Origin of the sequence: Glutamicibacter sp. JL.03c (assembly GCF_025854375.1) — a bacterium.
Taxonomy (GTDB): domain Bacteria; phylum Actinomycetota; class Actinomycetes; order Actinomycetales; family Micrococcaceae; genus Glutamicibacter.
On the sequence record NZ_CP107575.1, the window covers coordinates 212,988 to 227,869 of the forward strand.

Annotated in this window: 11 protein-coding genes; 4 read left to right on the forward strand and 7 right to left on the reverse strand. The window is 62.8% G+C overall.

The window, feature by feature from the left end:
• Positions 1 to 42: 42 nt before the first annotated feature.
• Positions 43 to 1,461 carry an HNH endonuclease gene (locus tag OF385_RS01005; RefSeq protein WP_264276572.1) on the reverse strand — a complete coding sequence of 473 codons (1,419 nt, stop codon included), beginning with the start codon at positions 1,459 to 1,461 and terminating at the stop codon, positions 43 to 45.
• A 110-nt stretch (positions 1,462 to 1,571) separates the two neighbouring features.
• Positions 1,572 to 3,164, reverse strand: a complete 1,593-nt coding sequence (locus tag OF385_RS01010) for a PucR family transcriptional regulator (RefSeq protein WP_264276573.1) — start codon at positions 3,162 to 3,164, stop codon at positions 1,572 to 1,574.
• A gap of 114 nt (positions 3,165 to 3,278) precedes the next feature.
• Here OF385_RS01010 and OF385_RS01015 point away from each other — a divergent pair, with 114 nt between their 5' ends.
• Both OF385_RS01015 and OF385_RS01020 read left to right on the forward strand, forming a co-directional pair.
• Positions 3,279 to 4,760: an amino acid permease gene (locus OF385_RS01015; protein ID WP_264276574.1), complete on the forward strand. Its 1,482-nt coding sequence runs from the start codon at positions 3,279 to 3,281 to the stop codon at positions 4,758 to 4,760.
• Between the two features lie 23 nt (positions 4,761 to 4,783).
• The gene (locus tag OF385_RS01020) at positions 4,784 to 6,430 is read left to right on the forward strand and encodes a flavin monoamine oxidase family protein (RefSeq protein WP_264277830.1); all 1,647 of its coding nucleotides are present in this window, start codon (positions 4,784 to 4,786) and stop codon (positions 6,428 to 6,430) included.
• Here OF385_RS01020 and OF385_RS01025 read toward each other — a convergent pair whose 3' ends face one another.
• The 5 genes from OF385_RS01025 to OF385_RS01045 all read right to left on the reverse strand — a co-directional run bounded on the left by OF385_RS01025 (position 6,431) and on the right by OF385_RS01045 (position 10,667).
• Positions 6,431 to 7,936: a tripartite tricarboxylate transporter permease gene (locus OF385_RS01025; protein ID WP_264276575.1), complete on the reverse strand. Its 1,506-nt coding sequence runs from the start codon at positions 7,934 to 7,936 to the stop codon at positions 6,431 to 6,433.
• The gene (locus tag OF385_RS01030; protein WP_264276576.1) at positions 7,936 to 8,457 is read right to left on the reverse strand and encodes a tripartite tricarboxylate transporter TctB family protein; all 522 of its coding nucleotides are present in this window, start codon (positions 8,455 to 8,457) and stop codon (positions 7,936 to 7,938) included. Before OF385_RS01030 ends, OF385_RS01025 begins: the two co-directional genes overlap by 1 nt.
• Entirely contained in the window at positions 8,447 to 8,824 is a 378-nt protein-coding gene (locus OF385_RS01035; protein ID WP_264276577.1) for a universal stress protein, read from the reverse strand. The genes OF385_RS01030 and OF385_RS01035 overlap by 11 nt, the downstream gene beginning before the upstream one ends.
• Positions 8,825 to 8,845: 21 nt before the next feature.
• On the reverse strand, positions 8,846 to 9,844 hold the full coding sequence (locus tag OF385_RS01040) for a tripartite tricarboxylate transporter substrate binding protein (protein ID WP_264276578.1): 999 nt from the start codon (positions 9,842 to 9,844) through the stop codon (positions 8,846 to 8,848).
• A gap of 163 nt (positions 9,845 to 10,007) precedes the next feature.
• Positions 10,008 to 10,667 carry a GntR family transcriptional regulator gene (locus tag OF385_RS01045; RefSeq protein ID WP_264276579.1) on the reverse strand — a complete coding sequence of 220 codons (660 nt, stop codon included), beginning with the start codon at positions 10,665 to 10,667 and terminating at the stop codon, positions 10,008 to 10,010.
• A gap of 147 nt (positions 10,668 to 10,814) precedes the next feature.
• Between OF385_RS01045 and acnA the strand changes: the two genes are divergently transcribed.
• Both acnA and OF385_RS01055 read left to right on the forward strand, forming a co-directional pair.
• Positions 10,815 to 13,463, forward strand: a complete 2,649-nt coding sequence (gene acnA / locus OF385_RS01050; RefSeq protein WP_264276580.1) for an aconitate hydratase AcnA — start codon at positions 10,815 to 10,817, stop codon at positions 13,461 to 13,463.
• Positions 13,460 to 14,677: an NADP-dependent isocitrate dehydrogenase gene (locus OF385_RS01055; RefSeq protein ID WP_264276581.1), complete on the forward strand. Its 1,218-nt coding sequence runs from the start codon at positions 13,460 to 13,462 to the stop codon at positions 14,675 to 14,677. The genes acnA and OF385_RS01055 overlap by 4 nt, the downstream gene beginning before the upstream one ends.
• Positions 14,678 to 14,882 lie beyond the last annotated feature (205 nt).

Sequence of the window (14,882 nt, forward strand, 5' to 3'; positions counted from 1 at the left end):
CGAAGGTGCCGTGCAGAAGCATCCTGAGGTCTGAGGTTGTAGTCAGGCGGCCGTGGACTCCGGGAAACCGGGTCGTCTGAGTTTGCCTTTGAGTTCTTCGAACCAACTTGAGTCACTCATGAGATGCGGGAAAGGCTTGTGGACTAGGCCGGTGGCCGGCGGGGCCGTTGATTTATACGACGTCGTGGACACCGGATTGATCAGCATGGTGTGAGGGCCCTTCATGAGCGTCAACTCAAACCAGCCGGCGGATTCCTTCGCTTTGTTGCAGATTTCACAGCGACCGCAGCCGTTGTACGCACTGGTCTTGCCACCCCTAGCATGCTGCTTGACGTGGTCTGATTCTTCGACAATTCCGTCGCAAAATGGAGTGCGGCAATGCCGGTCTCGAACTCTGATGAACTTCTTGAGCTTCTCCGGGAAGATCCGGGCTTTGGAGTCCATCGCTATCAGGTCCTGATCTCCAGGCGCCGTATAGAACCTAGCCAGTTCAGTGAGCACTTCGACCTGTTCGATATGTTCCGGGGTGAGCTTGGCTTCCATCTCTTCGAACGTTAGCTCGTTGTCGATTTGATGTCCGCCGATCCATGCTCGAACGTCTTGCGCAGGCATGTAGCCGTAGCCCTCGAGGTATGCAGGTTCCCGTTCGCCCTGGAACAATGCCCGGTCGGTCATGATGACTCCGACGTGCAAGTTGATGGGCATCTGTGAGGGCTCTCCGGCCATCATGTAGCTATGGAGAATGTCGGCCCTGATCTGCTCCACGGTTCGCTCGTCGCCCTTTTTCTTGAGCTTCCGGGATTCCTTGTCGAGATAGTTCTTCAACCCCATGCCGGGAAGTAATGGATACATCGCGGTGAGCTTGATGCAACCCTTCGTTGTATCAATTTCCATGCGAGCGTAGCGGCTCTCTTCGACCGTCTTCTGCTCTTTGGATACCTGGTCAGAATTGTAGGAAAGAGTGAATTTCCGAACAGTGTCTTTGATGAGCTTCGGTCCCATGTTCTCGAACATGTCAGAATTCGCGCCGTAGAAGTCATCAAATTCGGTGCGACGTTGCGCCTTGACCGTCTGCAATTCATTAAGAATTGCCATGATCTGACGTTCGGTAAATTCGCCGTGTGAGAATGCTGCTGCCAAATGCGGAGTGTCTTCCATGAGGATGCGGCAATTGGTCAGGTAATTGCGGAATCCTTTGGGGGATTGCCTGCGTGCGATGGCCACGCTAGAAGCTGCGCCACGCGTTTGATCTTCTAGGTTGACTCCGCGATCTTCATGGTCGCGGACTACATCCTTTTCTACCTGATATGACAAGGAAGCCTGCTTGTAGTTCGCCGAGGAGGCCAAGCTTTCCAAGCCTGCGATGGCATGAAGGCGTTCAGTTGTGCTGCCGTGGTCTTCAATCCACGCCAGGTCATCTTGCAGTTGCAGCAAGTGGGTTTCGAAATCCTCTTGCGACACTGCCGGGTGCAGGCCATCTCCGTGCGCCTTTGCTTCGGACGTACTCTAATTATACTTCTCTATCTCGAATATGTCTTCGAGTATTGTGGAAAAGTTTTGAAGGGACGCGGTTAGCTCGCATTGAGGAAATTCAGCGCGAGATAGAGTTCCTGGCGAACGTCAGCGCGGTTCAGGTCCTTGTCGAGAATCTCGCCGATGGAGGCGATGTGGCGGCGCACGGAATTGCGATGCAGGTCAATGTTCTTCGAAGTCTGATCCCAGGAGCCATTGGCTTCCAGCCAGCCGGTGAGCACTTCAAGGTAGAGGTCACGACGGGGTTCAGGGAGATCGAGGATCGGCGCGAGGGTCTTTTTGGCAAGCTGCTTCCCGGCCTGGGCGGGGAGCAGGGAGAGGAAAGAGCGAGGGATGCGGTGGGCATCGAGGCTCTGGCGTTTTTCGCGGATCTGGGGGAGCAGGCCGGTGGCCTGGGCCTGGAGATCAGCGAGTTTTTCTCCGAGTTGGCGATCGGCGGGTTCCGGAGTGCTGAAGCCGGCAACGTAGCCGGAGGATTCAAGTCGTTCGAACATCGCCGTGGTGGGTTCAGCGCGGGTGAGGGCGACGAAGTGGTTGTCGGTCGGCATCACTAGGCGGGTGTCAAGGAGCGCCTGGAGGTGGGTCAAATGCGGTGAGGGCTGCTGCGTGACGGGGGTGACGAGCGGGGAAACCACCGCAACGCGCACCGGATTGTCGGCGGCTCCGCCAAGGCTCTCGGAGAACAGGTCGAAGGTCGCGGCGTCGAAGGCGGAGCGCGAGGCGAACAGCAAGGTGGTGGCGAGCTGCGTTGAGCTGGACGAGCTGGCGGCACGTTCGCGCGCGAGGACATCGAGCAGGCCCAGCGCCGTGGTGATCAGGTTGTGGTCGAAGGCCGAGGGGGTGCGGGCGAAGCCGATGGACAGCACGCCCAGCAGTGGCGCGCGTCCGCCGGAAGTGGTGCTGGCACGGATCGGGAAGGCCAAGTCAACCAGCGAATCTTCGCGATGCATGGCGAACTGCTGGTTGCTGGCTCCGCTGGCGGCCTTCTCGAAGAGCTCGGATTTGCGGGCCTCGTCGAGATCGGCGGTTTCGGCCAGTGGCACCTCGTGGCGGACCTGGCCTTTGGCGCCGAGCAGCCGGACGCTGGCCTTGAGCCGCTGGGAGAGGACCATGACCAGCTGGGCTTCGGGGTCGGGGTGCGTCATGCAGCGCATCAGGGCGCGGTTGGCTTCGGCGCTGACGCGCAATTGGGCGGCGTTATCCGCCTCGATCAGCTGCGCGAAGGCGATGCCGATGGCGGCGAAGGGGACGCTGGCCGGGATTTCCACCAGAGGCAACTTGTGGGCGCGGCAGGCATCGATCACCGTCTGCGGGATGGCGGTGAAATAGGGTTCGAGGCCGAAGCCCAGCGCGCTGACCTTGGCCTGGGAGAGGCGGGCGATGAACTGCTGGACCTGTTCAGGGTCCTGGTCGTGGCCGAGCAGCGGAAAACCGCTGGTGAGGATCATTTCCTCGTCCAGCAGGTAGTCGGTGGGATCGTCCATGTCGCTGGCTTCCACCCAGCGCAGCGGCCGGTCGCCGGCATCGTGGACCAGGGCGATCTCCGGGGGGAGCTGGCGCAGGAATCGACGCAGGGTGATGCCGGGAGCCACGGGTGCCGGCGAGGATTGCGGTGGTGCGGAATGTCCCATGAGAAACTATTTTAGTTCAAAACTTACATCCTGAGAGCCGAGTCACAGATCTAGGCTTGAAGGCGGAAGAAAAACCACAGTGCAGCAAAATCCACAGTGCAGCGAGGACCCGAGATGAACAGCACCACGAGCGCCAGGAAGAAACCAGCCACTGGCCTTGGCCCGCAGCTGCGGCGGCGCAAGTCGATCCAGCAGATGATCGGCGACGCAGAACCCAGCTCATCGGGCGGTGCGCTGCGCCGCACCCTGGGCATGTGGCAGCTGACCATGATCAGCGTCGGTGCCACCATGGGCACAGGCATCCTGGTGATCCTCGGTGCGACCGTGCCGATCGCCGGCCCGGCCATTTGGATCTCCTTCGTGATCGCCGGCGTGACCGCGCTGCTCTCGGCAGTGTCCTACGCCGAAATGGCGGGCATGGTGCCGGTGGCCGGCTCCAGCTACTCCTATTCCTACGCGACCATGGGCGAAGGCATCGCCTGGATCTGCGGATGGTGCCTGGTGCTCGAATACGCGGTCTCCGTGGCAGCGGTGGCGGTGGGCGCCGGCGAATACGTCAACGAGACCCTGCGCGCCTTTAATATGGAGCTGCCCATCTCGCTGGCCGGAGGACCGGCCGAAGGCGGAGTAGTAAACCTGCCGGCACTGATCGTCGTGGTGCTGGCCACCCTGCTTCTGGTGCGCGGAGCGCGCGAATCGGCCATCGTGAACACCATTGTGGTCATCATCAAGGCCGGCATCCTGGTCTTCTTCTCGATCGTCGCCTTCAGCGCCTTCAACGCCGGGAACTTCGAGCCATTGCTGCCGATGGGAGCTGCCGGCGTGACCGCGGCGGCCTCCAGCGTCTTCTTCTCCTACATCGGTTTCGACGCGGCCTCCACGGCCGGGGAAGAAGCCAAGAACCCCAAGCGCGATCTGCCCCGCGCGATCATGCTCTCGATGCTCATCGTCACCCTGACCTACGTGCTGGTGGCGGTCTCCGCGATCGGTGCGCGCGAATGGACCTGGTTCGAGGGAACCGAAGCCGCGCTGGTGCAGATCGTCGGCGAAATCACCGGGCAGCCGTGGCTGGTGCTGGTCTTCGCGGTGGCCTCGGTACTCGCGATCGCCTCGGTGGTGCTCACGGTGCTTTATGGGCAGACCCGCATCCTGCTGTCCATGTCCCGCGACGGGCTGGTGCCGGCGGCCTTCGGCAAGGTCTCCCCGCGCACCGGAACCCCGGTGATCGGCACCCTGATTACCGGCATCCTGGTGGCGATCACTGCCGGCTTCATCCCGCTGGGCGCGCTGGCCGATGCCACGAGCATCGGCACCCTGTTCGCCTTTGCGCTGGTGGGCGTCTCGGTGATGTACCTGCGCCGCAAGCAGCCGCTGGCACCGCGCACCTTCAAGGTCCCGTTCTACCCGATCACCCCGATTCTGGGCGTGGCCGCCTGCCTGTTCCTGATGAGCCAGCTGGGCTGGCACACCTGGGTGGTCTTCGGGATCTGGATGCTCGTGGGCATCATCTTGTACCTGGCCTATGGCCGCCGCCGCTCGGTGCTTGGGCAGCTGGGCAAGCAGGAATACATCGACAGCCACCTCGGCAATAAATAGGAGCCATTTTGAACCCCATCACCATGCTCAACCCGGACTTCCCGTTCGGCTACGACCACTACTTGGCCAATGACGCCGGCCTGGGCTCCGTGCCGGAATCGCTCTACGGCACCGAGGTGGCCGTGATCGGCGCCGGGCTTTCCGGACTGGTCACCGCCTACGAGTTGATGAAGCTGGGCCTGAAGCCGGTGGTCTACGAGGCCGACCAGATCGGCGGTCGCTTGCGCACTGCGAGCTTTGCCGCGGCTCCGCAGATCACCTGCGACCTGGGCGGCATGCGCTTCCCGGTCTCCAGCAAGGCGCTGTACCACTACATCGAGCTGCTGGGGCTGGGAACCTACGACTTCCCGAACCCGCTGGCCGAGCCGACCGACTCCACCGTGATCGAGCTCAAGGGCCAGAAGATCTACGTGGAAGACCCGGCTGACCTGCCGGTCTTCTACCAGGAAGTGGCCGATGCATGGAAGCAGGCGTTGCGCGAGGACGCCCACTTCGAACAGATGCAGCAGGCCATCCGCGATCGCGATACCCGCACCATCAAGCAGCTGTGGGACTCGATGCTCGAGGAGTTCGACGAGGAGAGCTTCTACGGCTTCATCGCCAACTCCAAGGCCTTCAAGGAAGCCGGGTTCGAGCACCGCGAGGCCTTCGGCCAGGTGGGCTTCGGCTCTGGCGGCTGGGATACCGACTTCCCGAACTCGATCCTGGAAATCCTGCGCGTGGTCTACACCGACGCCGACGACTACCACCGCGGCATCACCGGGGGAGCGGCCAAGCTGCCCGAAGCGTTGTGGAACCATGCGCCCGAAAAGATGGCGCACTGGCCGGCGGGCACTTCCCTGTCTTCGCTGCATGGCGGCGCCCCGCGCGGGGCGGTGGCCAAGGTGTACCGCACGGGCAACCCCGGGTTCAACGGCGCGAACACCATCGAGGTGACTGAGCGCTTCGGCCGCACCCAGGAATTCGGTGCCGTGGTTTCCACCGTGCAGTCCTGGCTGCTGTCCACCGGGATCGACACCGATGAACAGCTCTTTGCCCCGGAACTATGGACCGCGATCGAACGCAGCCACTACATGCAGTCCTCCAAGACCTTTGTGATGGTCGACCGCCCGTTCTGGAAAGACCGCGACCCGGTGACCGGGCAGCACCTGATGTCCATGACGCTCACCGATCGGCTCAGCCGCGCCACCTACCTGCTGGATCACGGCGAAGACCAGCCAGCGGTCATCCTGCTCTCCTACACCTGGAACGACGATGCGCTCAAGTGGCTCTCGCTCTCGGCCGAACGCCGCATGGAGCTGATGCTGCATTCGCTGGAGAAGATCTATCCGGGTGTGGATATCCGCAACCACATCGTCGGCCAGCCGATCACCGTGTCCTGGGAGTCCGATCCGAACTTCATGGGCGCGTTCAAGGCCAACCTGCCCGGCCACTACCGCTACCAGCAGCGCCTGTACACCCATTTCGACCAGCAGCAGATGGCCGCCGAACACCGCGGCATTTTCCTGGCCGGCGATGACGTATCGTGGACCGCAGGCTGGGCCGAAGGCGCGGTGACCACCGGTTTGAACGCCCTGTGGGGCGTGGTGCAGCATCTGGGCGGCGCGGATGCGCAGGCCAATCCCGGCCCGGGCCAGCTCCTGGCCGAGATTGGCCCCAAGGCGCTGTAGCTAGACGTCCTGTCGGCGTCGGGAAGCGATCCGGCGCCACAGGGTGTAGCCGAGCATCAGCACCAGCAATGCGTACAAGGTGATGGTGATGCCCGAACCGAGCAGGATCGACAGCTCGCCGCCGCTGGACATCAGCGCATTGCGCAGGCTGGTTTCGGCCAGCGGGCCGAGCACCACGCCGATCATCACCGGCGCCAGCGGGTAGCCATAGCGGCGCATCAGGAAGGCGGCAAATCCGATGGCCAGCACCAGCAGCAGGTCGACCACCGAAGCGCCGGTGGCGTAGACGCCCAGCCCGCAGAACACCGTGATGCCGGCGAACAGGTGTGGCTTGGGAATCAGCAGCAGCTTGGCCCATAGCGGCGCAAAGGGCAGATTCAGCACCAGCAGCATCACCAGGCCGACAAAGAGACTGGCCAGCAGCGCCCAGACCAGATCCGCATTGCGCTCGAAAAGCATCGGACCTGGCTGCAGGCCATACTGCTGGAAGGCGGCCAGCATGATCGCGGCCGTGGCCGAGGTGGGCAGGCCCAGGGCCAGCAGCGCGCCCATGGCGGTGCCGCTGGTGGCATTGCCGGCAGCTTCCGGGGCGGCCACGCCGCGAATCGCGCCGGTGCCGAACTTGGGAAAGCGGCGTTTGCGGTCCAGCTGGCGCTCGGTGCCGTAGGCCAGGAAGGTGGGCACCTCGGCACCGCCGACCGGAATCACCCCGAAGGGCACGCCAAAAGCGGTGCCGCGCAGCCAGGCCGGGATCGCTTCGCGCACTTCCGAGCGCGAAAGGTAGGGGCGGCCGGCAACGGAAATGGCGGTCAGCTTCTGGTCGCGGTGGATGCGCGAGGCCACATGCAGCACCTCGCCCAGGGCCAGCACGCCGACGGTGATCACGATGATGCTCACCCCGTCAAAGAGCTGCGGCACATTGGCGGTGAAGCGCGAGGCCCCGGAAATGCCATCGATGCCCACCACGGACAGGGCCAGGCCGAGCAGCAGCGAGGCCAGCCCCTTCAACGCCGAGTCCGAAACCACCGAGGCGGTGGCGATGAAGGCGAAGATCGCCAGGGCAAAGTATTCCGCCGGCCCGAAAAGCACCGCGATTTCCGCCAGCTTGGGGGCAAAGAACACCACCAGGGTGGTGGCGATCAATCCGCCGATGAAGGCGCCAATGGCGCTGGTGGCCAGCGCCTGGGGTGCCCGCCCGTCCTTGGCCATGCGATGGCCTTCGAAGGTGGTGGCAATGGCAGTGGAGCCGCCGGGGGTATTCATCAGGATCCCCATGGTGGAATCGCCAAAAAGGCCGCCGAAGTAGACGCCGGCAAACATGATGAAGGCGCCGACCGGGTCCAGCGAAAAGGTCATCGGCAACAACAGGGCCACGGCCATGGAGGAACCCAGGCCCGGCAGCACCCCCACGGCGGTGCCCAGGAAGGCGCCGATGAAGACCCAGAGCAGATTCATCGGGGTCAGCGCTTGGCCGAAGCCGTCAAGAAGCAGATTCAGGGATTCCATTAGCCGATCAGTCCTTCCAGGATGCCGCTAGGCAGGTTCAAGCCGAGTGCCGCGCCGAAGGCCAGCTGGATGGCCGAGGAGAAAACCACGGCGATCCCCAGATCCCGGGCCCGGTTCTTGCTGCCCAGGGCAAAGGCCACGGTCCAGAAGAGCAGGCTGGCGCTGATCAGCCATCCAGCAGGAACTAAAAGCAAAGCGAAGGCCAGGAAACCTGCGGCGACCAGCGACACGGTTTTCCAATCCGAATAGCTGCGGTAGCCCTGCGGGTCGGCGGGGACCGGCTCGGGGGTACGGATCAGTTGCATTGCCAGTAGCGCCGCGAGGACGAAGATCGCGATGGTGATCAAGATCGGGACGAATGTTGGTCCCGGCTGCTTGGCCCCGTCGGGCACTTCCATGGTGATGATGCCGACACCCAGATAGATCCCCAATAGCACCAGGATCCCCGGCAGGATCAGCCCGCTGCGCCCGATTCCGGGTTTGGTCCGGGGCGCAGCTTCCAGTGATGTTTCAGTGCTCATTCTCATCGGCCTTTACGCTCAGCACCGGCACGCTGGCCCCGAGGATCACCGCTTGGGCATCGGAGCCCATCAGCATTTTCCCCACCCGCGAACGGGAGCGGACCCCGATGACGATCATCTGGGCATCCAGCTCATTGCCCAGGTCGATCAGTTCTTCAGCGGCCCGTGGCGAATTCGCGCCTGGCTGCACAAAACGGGCCTTGTGCTGCAGCTGTGAGGCGAGTTCCGGACTCGGCCAGGCTTCGCCGTTGAGGGCGAAGAGCGGGAAGAGGGCCATGTCGGTGCCGGCCAGTTCGGCGGCGGCAAGGCCGTGCCGCAGGGCGGCGGCGCCCTCGGCGGTGTGGGTGTATCCGACCAGGATGGTCATGGTTTCTCCAATTTTTCGTGGCTAGTAGCCAAGCTCATTCCAGATGGCGTCGACGTTTTGCCGTTCGGATTCGAGGAACTCCTCGAATTCCGGGCCGGTCAGGAAGGCGTCGGCCCATTGGTTGCGTTCCAGGGCGTCGGCCCATTCGGGAGTTTGGACGGTTTCGGTGACGATCTGCTGGAGTTCTTTGACGTTTTCGTCGGTGAGTCCCGGAGGGGCGACGATGCCGCGCCAATTGGTCAGCTCGATGTCATAGCCCAATTCCTTCAAGGTGGGCACCCCGGTGGCCGGGACCGGTTCCGGAGCCGAGACCGCGAGAGCCTTGAGTTTCCCGGCTTCGATCTGGTCGGCGAAATCCACCCAGCCGGAGACTGAGGCCTTGATGGTTCCGCTGAGCAGGCTCGTGGCCAGTTCGCCACCGCCGGAGTACGCGATGTAGTTCACCGCGGTGGGTTTGAGGCCGGCCTGCTGGGCGAGCTGGGTGATGATCATCTGATCGACGCTGCCCAGAGAACCGCCGCCGAAGGCGAAGGCGTTGGGGTCTTTGGCCCAGTCGGCGACCAATTCATCCACCGATTCATAGGGGGAGTCGGCGGGGACCACCAGGACGTCGTAGTCATCGGTGAGCCGGGCGATCGGGGTGACATCCTGGATGGTGGTTTGAGAGCCATTGATGTTGATGGCGCCGAGCATCGTGATGCCCATGACCATGAGGCTGGATTTTTCGCCGTCCATGCCGGCGAACTTATTCAGCCCGATGGTGCCTCCGGCACCAGGGATGTTGACGACCTGGGCGTTGTTGACGATGGATTGCGCGCGCATGGCCTGCTGGGCTTCGCGGGCCGCTCCATCCCAGCCGCCACCGGCGCCTGCCGGTGCGATGAGGGTCAGCTGGGCTCGTGCGTCATCGCCGCTGCCGCTGCTGGCCGCATTAAAGGCCGCCCCGGCGACCACTGCGGCGCCGGCCAGGATGGCCATGACGCGAAGCGGCTTTCGCAGGCGGGTGCTATCAAGAGTCATTGTGATCCTTTCGCGCCCGATGCCGGGACGCCGTTGGATGTTACAAATTATAAATTATAGTTAATGACCATAAGTTGTGATCCAAGTCATGTCAAGGCGCGGAAGGCAGGCATGAAAACACCCCCAGCGCCTAAGGCGCTGGGGGTGCTGGTGCGGGCTGGGCCTACGGGGCCAGTGCGTCGATGGCCCGGCGGCCAAGGCTGCCTCGGACGTGCTTGGCCATTTCTTCTTCGGCCTTGGCCGCGTTGCCGGCGATGACCGCCTTGAGGATGCGCTCGTGCTCGGCGGCCACGCGCTTCTTGTCCGCGGCTGAATCCTGCCGGACGGACAGTCCGACCTGGCGGTAGCGGTCGGCCTTGTCCCACAGGGACTCGAGCATGTTGATCAGCAGGTCGTTGTGCGAGGCCGTATAGATCGAGCGATGGAATTCGCGGTGCGCAGCCAGCGCGGCGAGGTCGGGGTTTGGTGCCAGCGGGCGCATCTTTTCGGCCGCGGCCTTCATCCGGGTGATGTCCTCATCGGTGCGGTGGGTTGCGGCCAAGGCCGCGGCCATCGGATCAAGGCGTTCGCGCACCTGGAAGAGATTGGTGGCTTCCTGGGCGGTCAATGGCGCGACCTTGGCGTTGCGGTGGGCGTCGATGGTGATCAGGCCTTCGGCTTCCAGCTTGCGCAAGGCCTCGCGCATGGGGGTCAGGCTGACGCCGAGGTCGGCGGCAAGCTGCGACTGCGCCAAGGCTTCGCCCGGAACCAGTTCCCCGCTCATGATCAGTTCCCTGACGCTCTGGTAGGCGTAGGCGTTCTTGGTCAGCGCAGCTTGGCTCACGAGTGGCCTTTCTCGAAGTGCAGGTTTCCGCGGTGCACATTTCATAGAGTGCAACGTCCTTTTTATAAATGTTAGCCGGTGGAGCCTTGGGTCGAACGAATGCGTGTTGTACGATTTTATAAATTATAAAACTGAAGGGAGAGGCGCATGCCTTCACAAAGCCAGCCGTGCATCACGACATTCGACTCCGGCGGCCACCGCTATTCAGCCACGGATCTGCGGGCAGCCCTGGGCCCGGAATTCAGCCAGCTCCCCGTCGTGCTCAGGCTGCTGGCCGAAAATACGCTGCGCCGCTCCAGCGCAGGAGAAAGCGCCAGGACCGTAGCCAACCTCAAGGGTTGGCTACGCGAACATCGCTCCGAAGCCGAACTGGAATACTGGCCGCACCGGATACTGATGCATGACACCACCAGCACCCCGGCCCTAGTTGATATCGCCGCCATGCGTGACTCGTTGGCCGAGGCCGGAATCGACCCGAGCGTGCTGAACCCGCAATTGCAGGTCGAGGTCTCCATCGACCACTCGCTCGCCGTAGAGGATTACGGGCGTGATGATGCAGCACCGCGCAATCTGGCACATGAGTACCGGCGGAACCGGGAACGCTACAAATTCCTGAAGTGGGCCCAGCAATCGATGGAAACCGTCAACGTCAACCCGCCGGGAACAGGGATCATGCACACCCTGAACCTGGAGCAGCTGGCCACCGTGGCGCATCTGGATATCGAGCGCTCGGAAAATCTGGAGCATCCGCTGGTCGTGCCGGACATGATGATCGGCACCGACTCCCACACCCCGATGGTGAACGCCTTGGGCGTGCTGGGCTGGGGTGTCGGCGGGCTCGAAGCCCAGACGGTGATGTTCGGCCTGCCCACCACCCTGCGCATCCCCGACGTCATCGGATTCCGGCTCACCGGGCAATTGCCGGCCGGGGCCACCGCCACCGACCTGGCGCTGAATATCACCCACATCATCCGTGAACGAGGAGCCAGCGGCGAATTTGTCGAGTTCTTCGGCCCCGGCGTGAGCACGCTGACGGCCGGAGAGCGCGCAGTGGTTGCGAATATGGCGCCGGAATACGGGGCCAGCACCGGTTACTTCCCGGTGGATCAGCAGGTCCTTGACTACCTTGCGCAAACCGGGCGCACCAGTGAGCAGATCCAACTGGTGCAGGACTACTACCAGGCAGCCGGCCTGTGGTTCGACCCGCAGGGCCAGCCGGAATACACCGATGTGCTGGAACTGGATCTGGGCCAGGTCCGGCTGAGCGCTGCCGGACCACGCCGTCCGCAGGATCTGATGGACGTATCGCACATACCGCAGGCCTTGGAGGGCGAAGCCAACGGAGTTGAAGAAGACGCTGGCGGTTTGCCGCGCTTCGCCATCGCGCTGGCCGCGATCACCAGCTGCACCAATACCACCGACCCCAAACTGCTGATCGCCGCCGGACTGGTCGCCCGCAAGGCCCGCGAGTACGGGCTGAAGGTTCCGCACTGGGTGAAGACCTCGCTGGCACCGGGTTCGCCGGCAGCCATGAGCTACCTGCGCAGGGCCGGGCTCCTGGAAGACCTGGGCTACGCCGGATTTGATGTGGTGGGCTTCGGCTGCACCACCTGCATCGGCAACTCCGGGCCGCTGAGCGAACCGATCAGCCAAGAGCTGGCGGAATCCGCGATCAGGCCCGTGGCGGTCCTGTCGGGAAACCGGAATTTTGCCGGACGCATCCACCCGGATTTGGATCTGGGGTTCTTGGTGTCTCCACCTTTGGTGGTGGCCTTTGCGCTCGTGGGCCGTGCCGATGTCGACTTGTTGACCTACGAATTCACCCCGGAACAAGCCGGCGGTACGCCGGTGAAGCTCGCCGACCTGCTGCCCACGCGCGAGGAAGTCCAAGCGGCATGGGAGCTGGGGCATGATGCCGAGGATTTCGCGCGCGACTTCAAATTCGCCACCACCAGCCCCCTATGGTCCAAGCTGGATGCGCCCACCGGCGCCCGATTCCAGTGGAACGAAGACTCCAACATCCTGCGCCGCCCGCCTTTTGCCGCTGCGAATGAAGGAAGCCAGCTTGGGACATTTGTTGCCCATCCGTTGCTGGTGCTCGGCGATGATGTCACCACGGACCATATTTCCCCCGCCAGCGCGATCCCTGCCGATTCGCTCGTGGCCGACTACCTCGTCTCGCGCGGAGAGAACCGCAATGACCTCAACGTCTTTGCTTCGCGCCGCGGCAATTTTGAAGTGATGGTGCGCGGCGGATTCCACGCCAAGAACCTAGAGAACAAGCTCGGTGCGAACCTGCCCGTGGCCCATACCGTGCATGCCGGAACCGGAGAGGTGATTCCGCTGACCGAAGCGGCCAAGAGGTACCGGGAGCAGGGACACAGCACCGTGGTCATCGCGGGAGAACGCTATGGAACCGGCAGCTCGCGCGACTGGGCGGCCAAGGTGCAACGGCTGCTGGGGGTGCACGCGGTGCTTGCCGGAAGCTTTGAACGAATCCACCGCTCCAACCTCATTGGCATGGGTGTGGTGCCATTGCTGGTCCCGCAGGAGGTCAAAGCGCAGCTGCAGCAGCTTGTCGCCGATGACCGGATCGAGATCTCGGCGCCGTCTACCACCCTGGCGGTGCGCGGGGCCGTGCCGGTGAAGGTTGAGTTCCATGGCGGGGGAGTCTTGGAATTCGAGGCCCGGCTGGCTGCCGAAACCGAGCTGGACCTGGCGTTGCTGAAAGCAGGCGGAGTCATTCCGCACCTGCTGGCCAAAACCCAGGCGCAATTTCAGGAGGTTGCACGATGAACAACGCCAACAAGCCTGGGGTGATCGTGGAAATCCGCGGCGACGAGGCCGCCAACGAGATGTTCACCATGGTGCGCGAACGGATTATCAAACCACTCGTTGACGTCGAGATTCAAAGTTTTGACCTGTCGTTGGCCAATAGGGACGCGACCGCCGATGCGATTACCTTGCAGGCGGCCGCCGCCGTGAAAGAACATCGGGTGGCGGTGAAGTGCTCGACCATCACGCCCACGGCGGCGCAGGTGGCAAGATTAGGGCTGAGCCAACGCTGGAAATCGCCCAACGCGACCTTGCGCAAGGCCCTGAATGGCGTGATCTTCCGGGAGCCGATCGTGCTGGATTCGGTGCCGCGGATCGTGCCGGGCTGGAAGGCCCCGATTGTCGTTGCACGGCATGCCAACGCAGATCAATACCAGGCAACCGACTTCAAGGTTTCTGGCGCGGGAAGCCTCACCCTGAGTTTCACCCCGGCCGATGGTTCAGAGCCAATAGTCCGTGAGGTCACGACCTTCGGGAGTGATGGCGGCGTGGCCCTGGGCATGTACAACAACACCGATTCCATCCTGGCTTTCGCGCGGGCCTGTTTCAGGCAGGCGCTGCGGTTGAAGCTTCCCTTGTATTTTTCGACCAAGCACACAGTGCTCAAGGACTACGACGGTGTTTTTGTTGAAGCGTTCCAGGCTGTCTACCAGTCAGAGTTCGCGGCATTATTTGCCCAGGCGGGGCTCAGCTATGAGCACCGATTGATCGACGACATGGTGGCTTTTGCGATCAAGAGCTCTGGTGGATTCTTGTGGGCGCTGAAGAACTACGACGGCGATGTACAAGCGGATATCGTCGCCCAGGGGTTCGGCTCACCTGGTTTGATGGCTTCGGTTCTGGCTGGGGAGGACGGTGAAACCTGCTTGTTCGAGGCGGCCCACGGAACCGTGGCCCGCCACCACAAGAGATTAGTCCAGGGCGAAGAGCTCGGCGCCAATCCCGTGGCTACCATTGCCGCCTGGAGCCGTGCCCTCGAGCATCGTGGAACCTTGGACTCCAATGCCGAACTGGTCCAGGCAGCCGGAGCCATCAACGCTGCCATCCGGGCGACCGTGGCTGAGGGGGTGATGACCGCGGACCTGGCCGTCTTGGTCGGCGGCCGTCCGGTGGGGACGGCGCAGTTCATCGACGCGGTATCCAGCAAGCTGGGGCTGCAGTCCGTTTCGCGCTAAGCAGTGGTTATTGAAACGATATTTGTTTAGGAATGTTTTGGTTTCGAGTGGATCTCTGCCTAAAAGTGCTTTATTGTAAATAAGGTAATTGTCGTTCGCAAGAAATCCTGAAGGAGGGTGGCGATCTTGAAGAAAAATTCTCAGCGAGCTCTGAACGAGCAGCAAGCCACCAGCTTCCAGTATTTGTTTAACGGTGAGCGTGAGA

Bases quoted from the DNA above. Each gene is read 5' to 3' on its own strand.
- OF385_RS01010 (WP_264276573.1), bottom strand. From the start codon at position 3,164: ATGGGACATTCCGCACCACCGCAATCCTCGCCGGCACCCGTGGCTCCC.
- OF385_RS01015 (WP_264276574.1), top strand. From the start codon at position 3,279: ATGAACAGCACCACGAGCGCCAGGAAGAAACCAGCCACTGGCCTTGGC.
- OF385_RS01020 (WP_264277830.1), top strand. From the start codon at position 4,784: ATGCTCAACCCGGACTTCCCGTTCGGCTACGACCACTACTTGGCCAAT.
- OF385_RS01025 (WP_264276575.1), bottom strand. From the start codon at position 7,936: ATGGAATCCCTGAATCTGCTTCTTGACGGCTTCGGCCAAGCGCTGACC.
- OF385_RS01030 (WP_264276576.1), bottom strand. From the start codon at position 8,457: ATGAGCACTGAAACATCACTGGAAGCTGCGCCCCGGACCAAACCCGGA.
- OF385_RS01035 (WP_264276577.1), bottom strand. From the start codon at position 8,824: ATGACCATCCTGGTCGGATACACCCACACCGCCGAGGGCGCCGCCGCC.
- OF385_RS01040 (WP_264276578.1), bottom strand. From the start codon at position 9,844: ATGACTCTTGATAGCACCCGCCTGCGAAAGCCGCTTCGCGTCATGGCC.
- acnA (WP_264276580.1), top strand. From the start codon at position 10,815: ATGCCTTCACAAAGCCAGCCGTGCATCACGACATTCGACTCCGGCGGC.
- OF385_RS01055 (WP_264276581.1), top strand. From the start codon at position 13,460: ATGAACAACGCCAACAAGCCTGGGGTGATCGTGGAAATCCGCGGCGAC.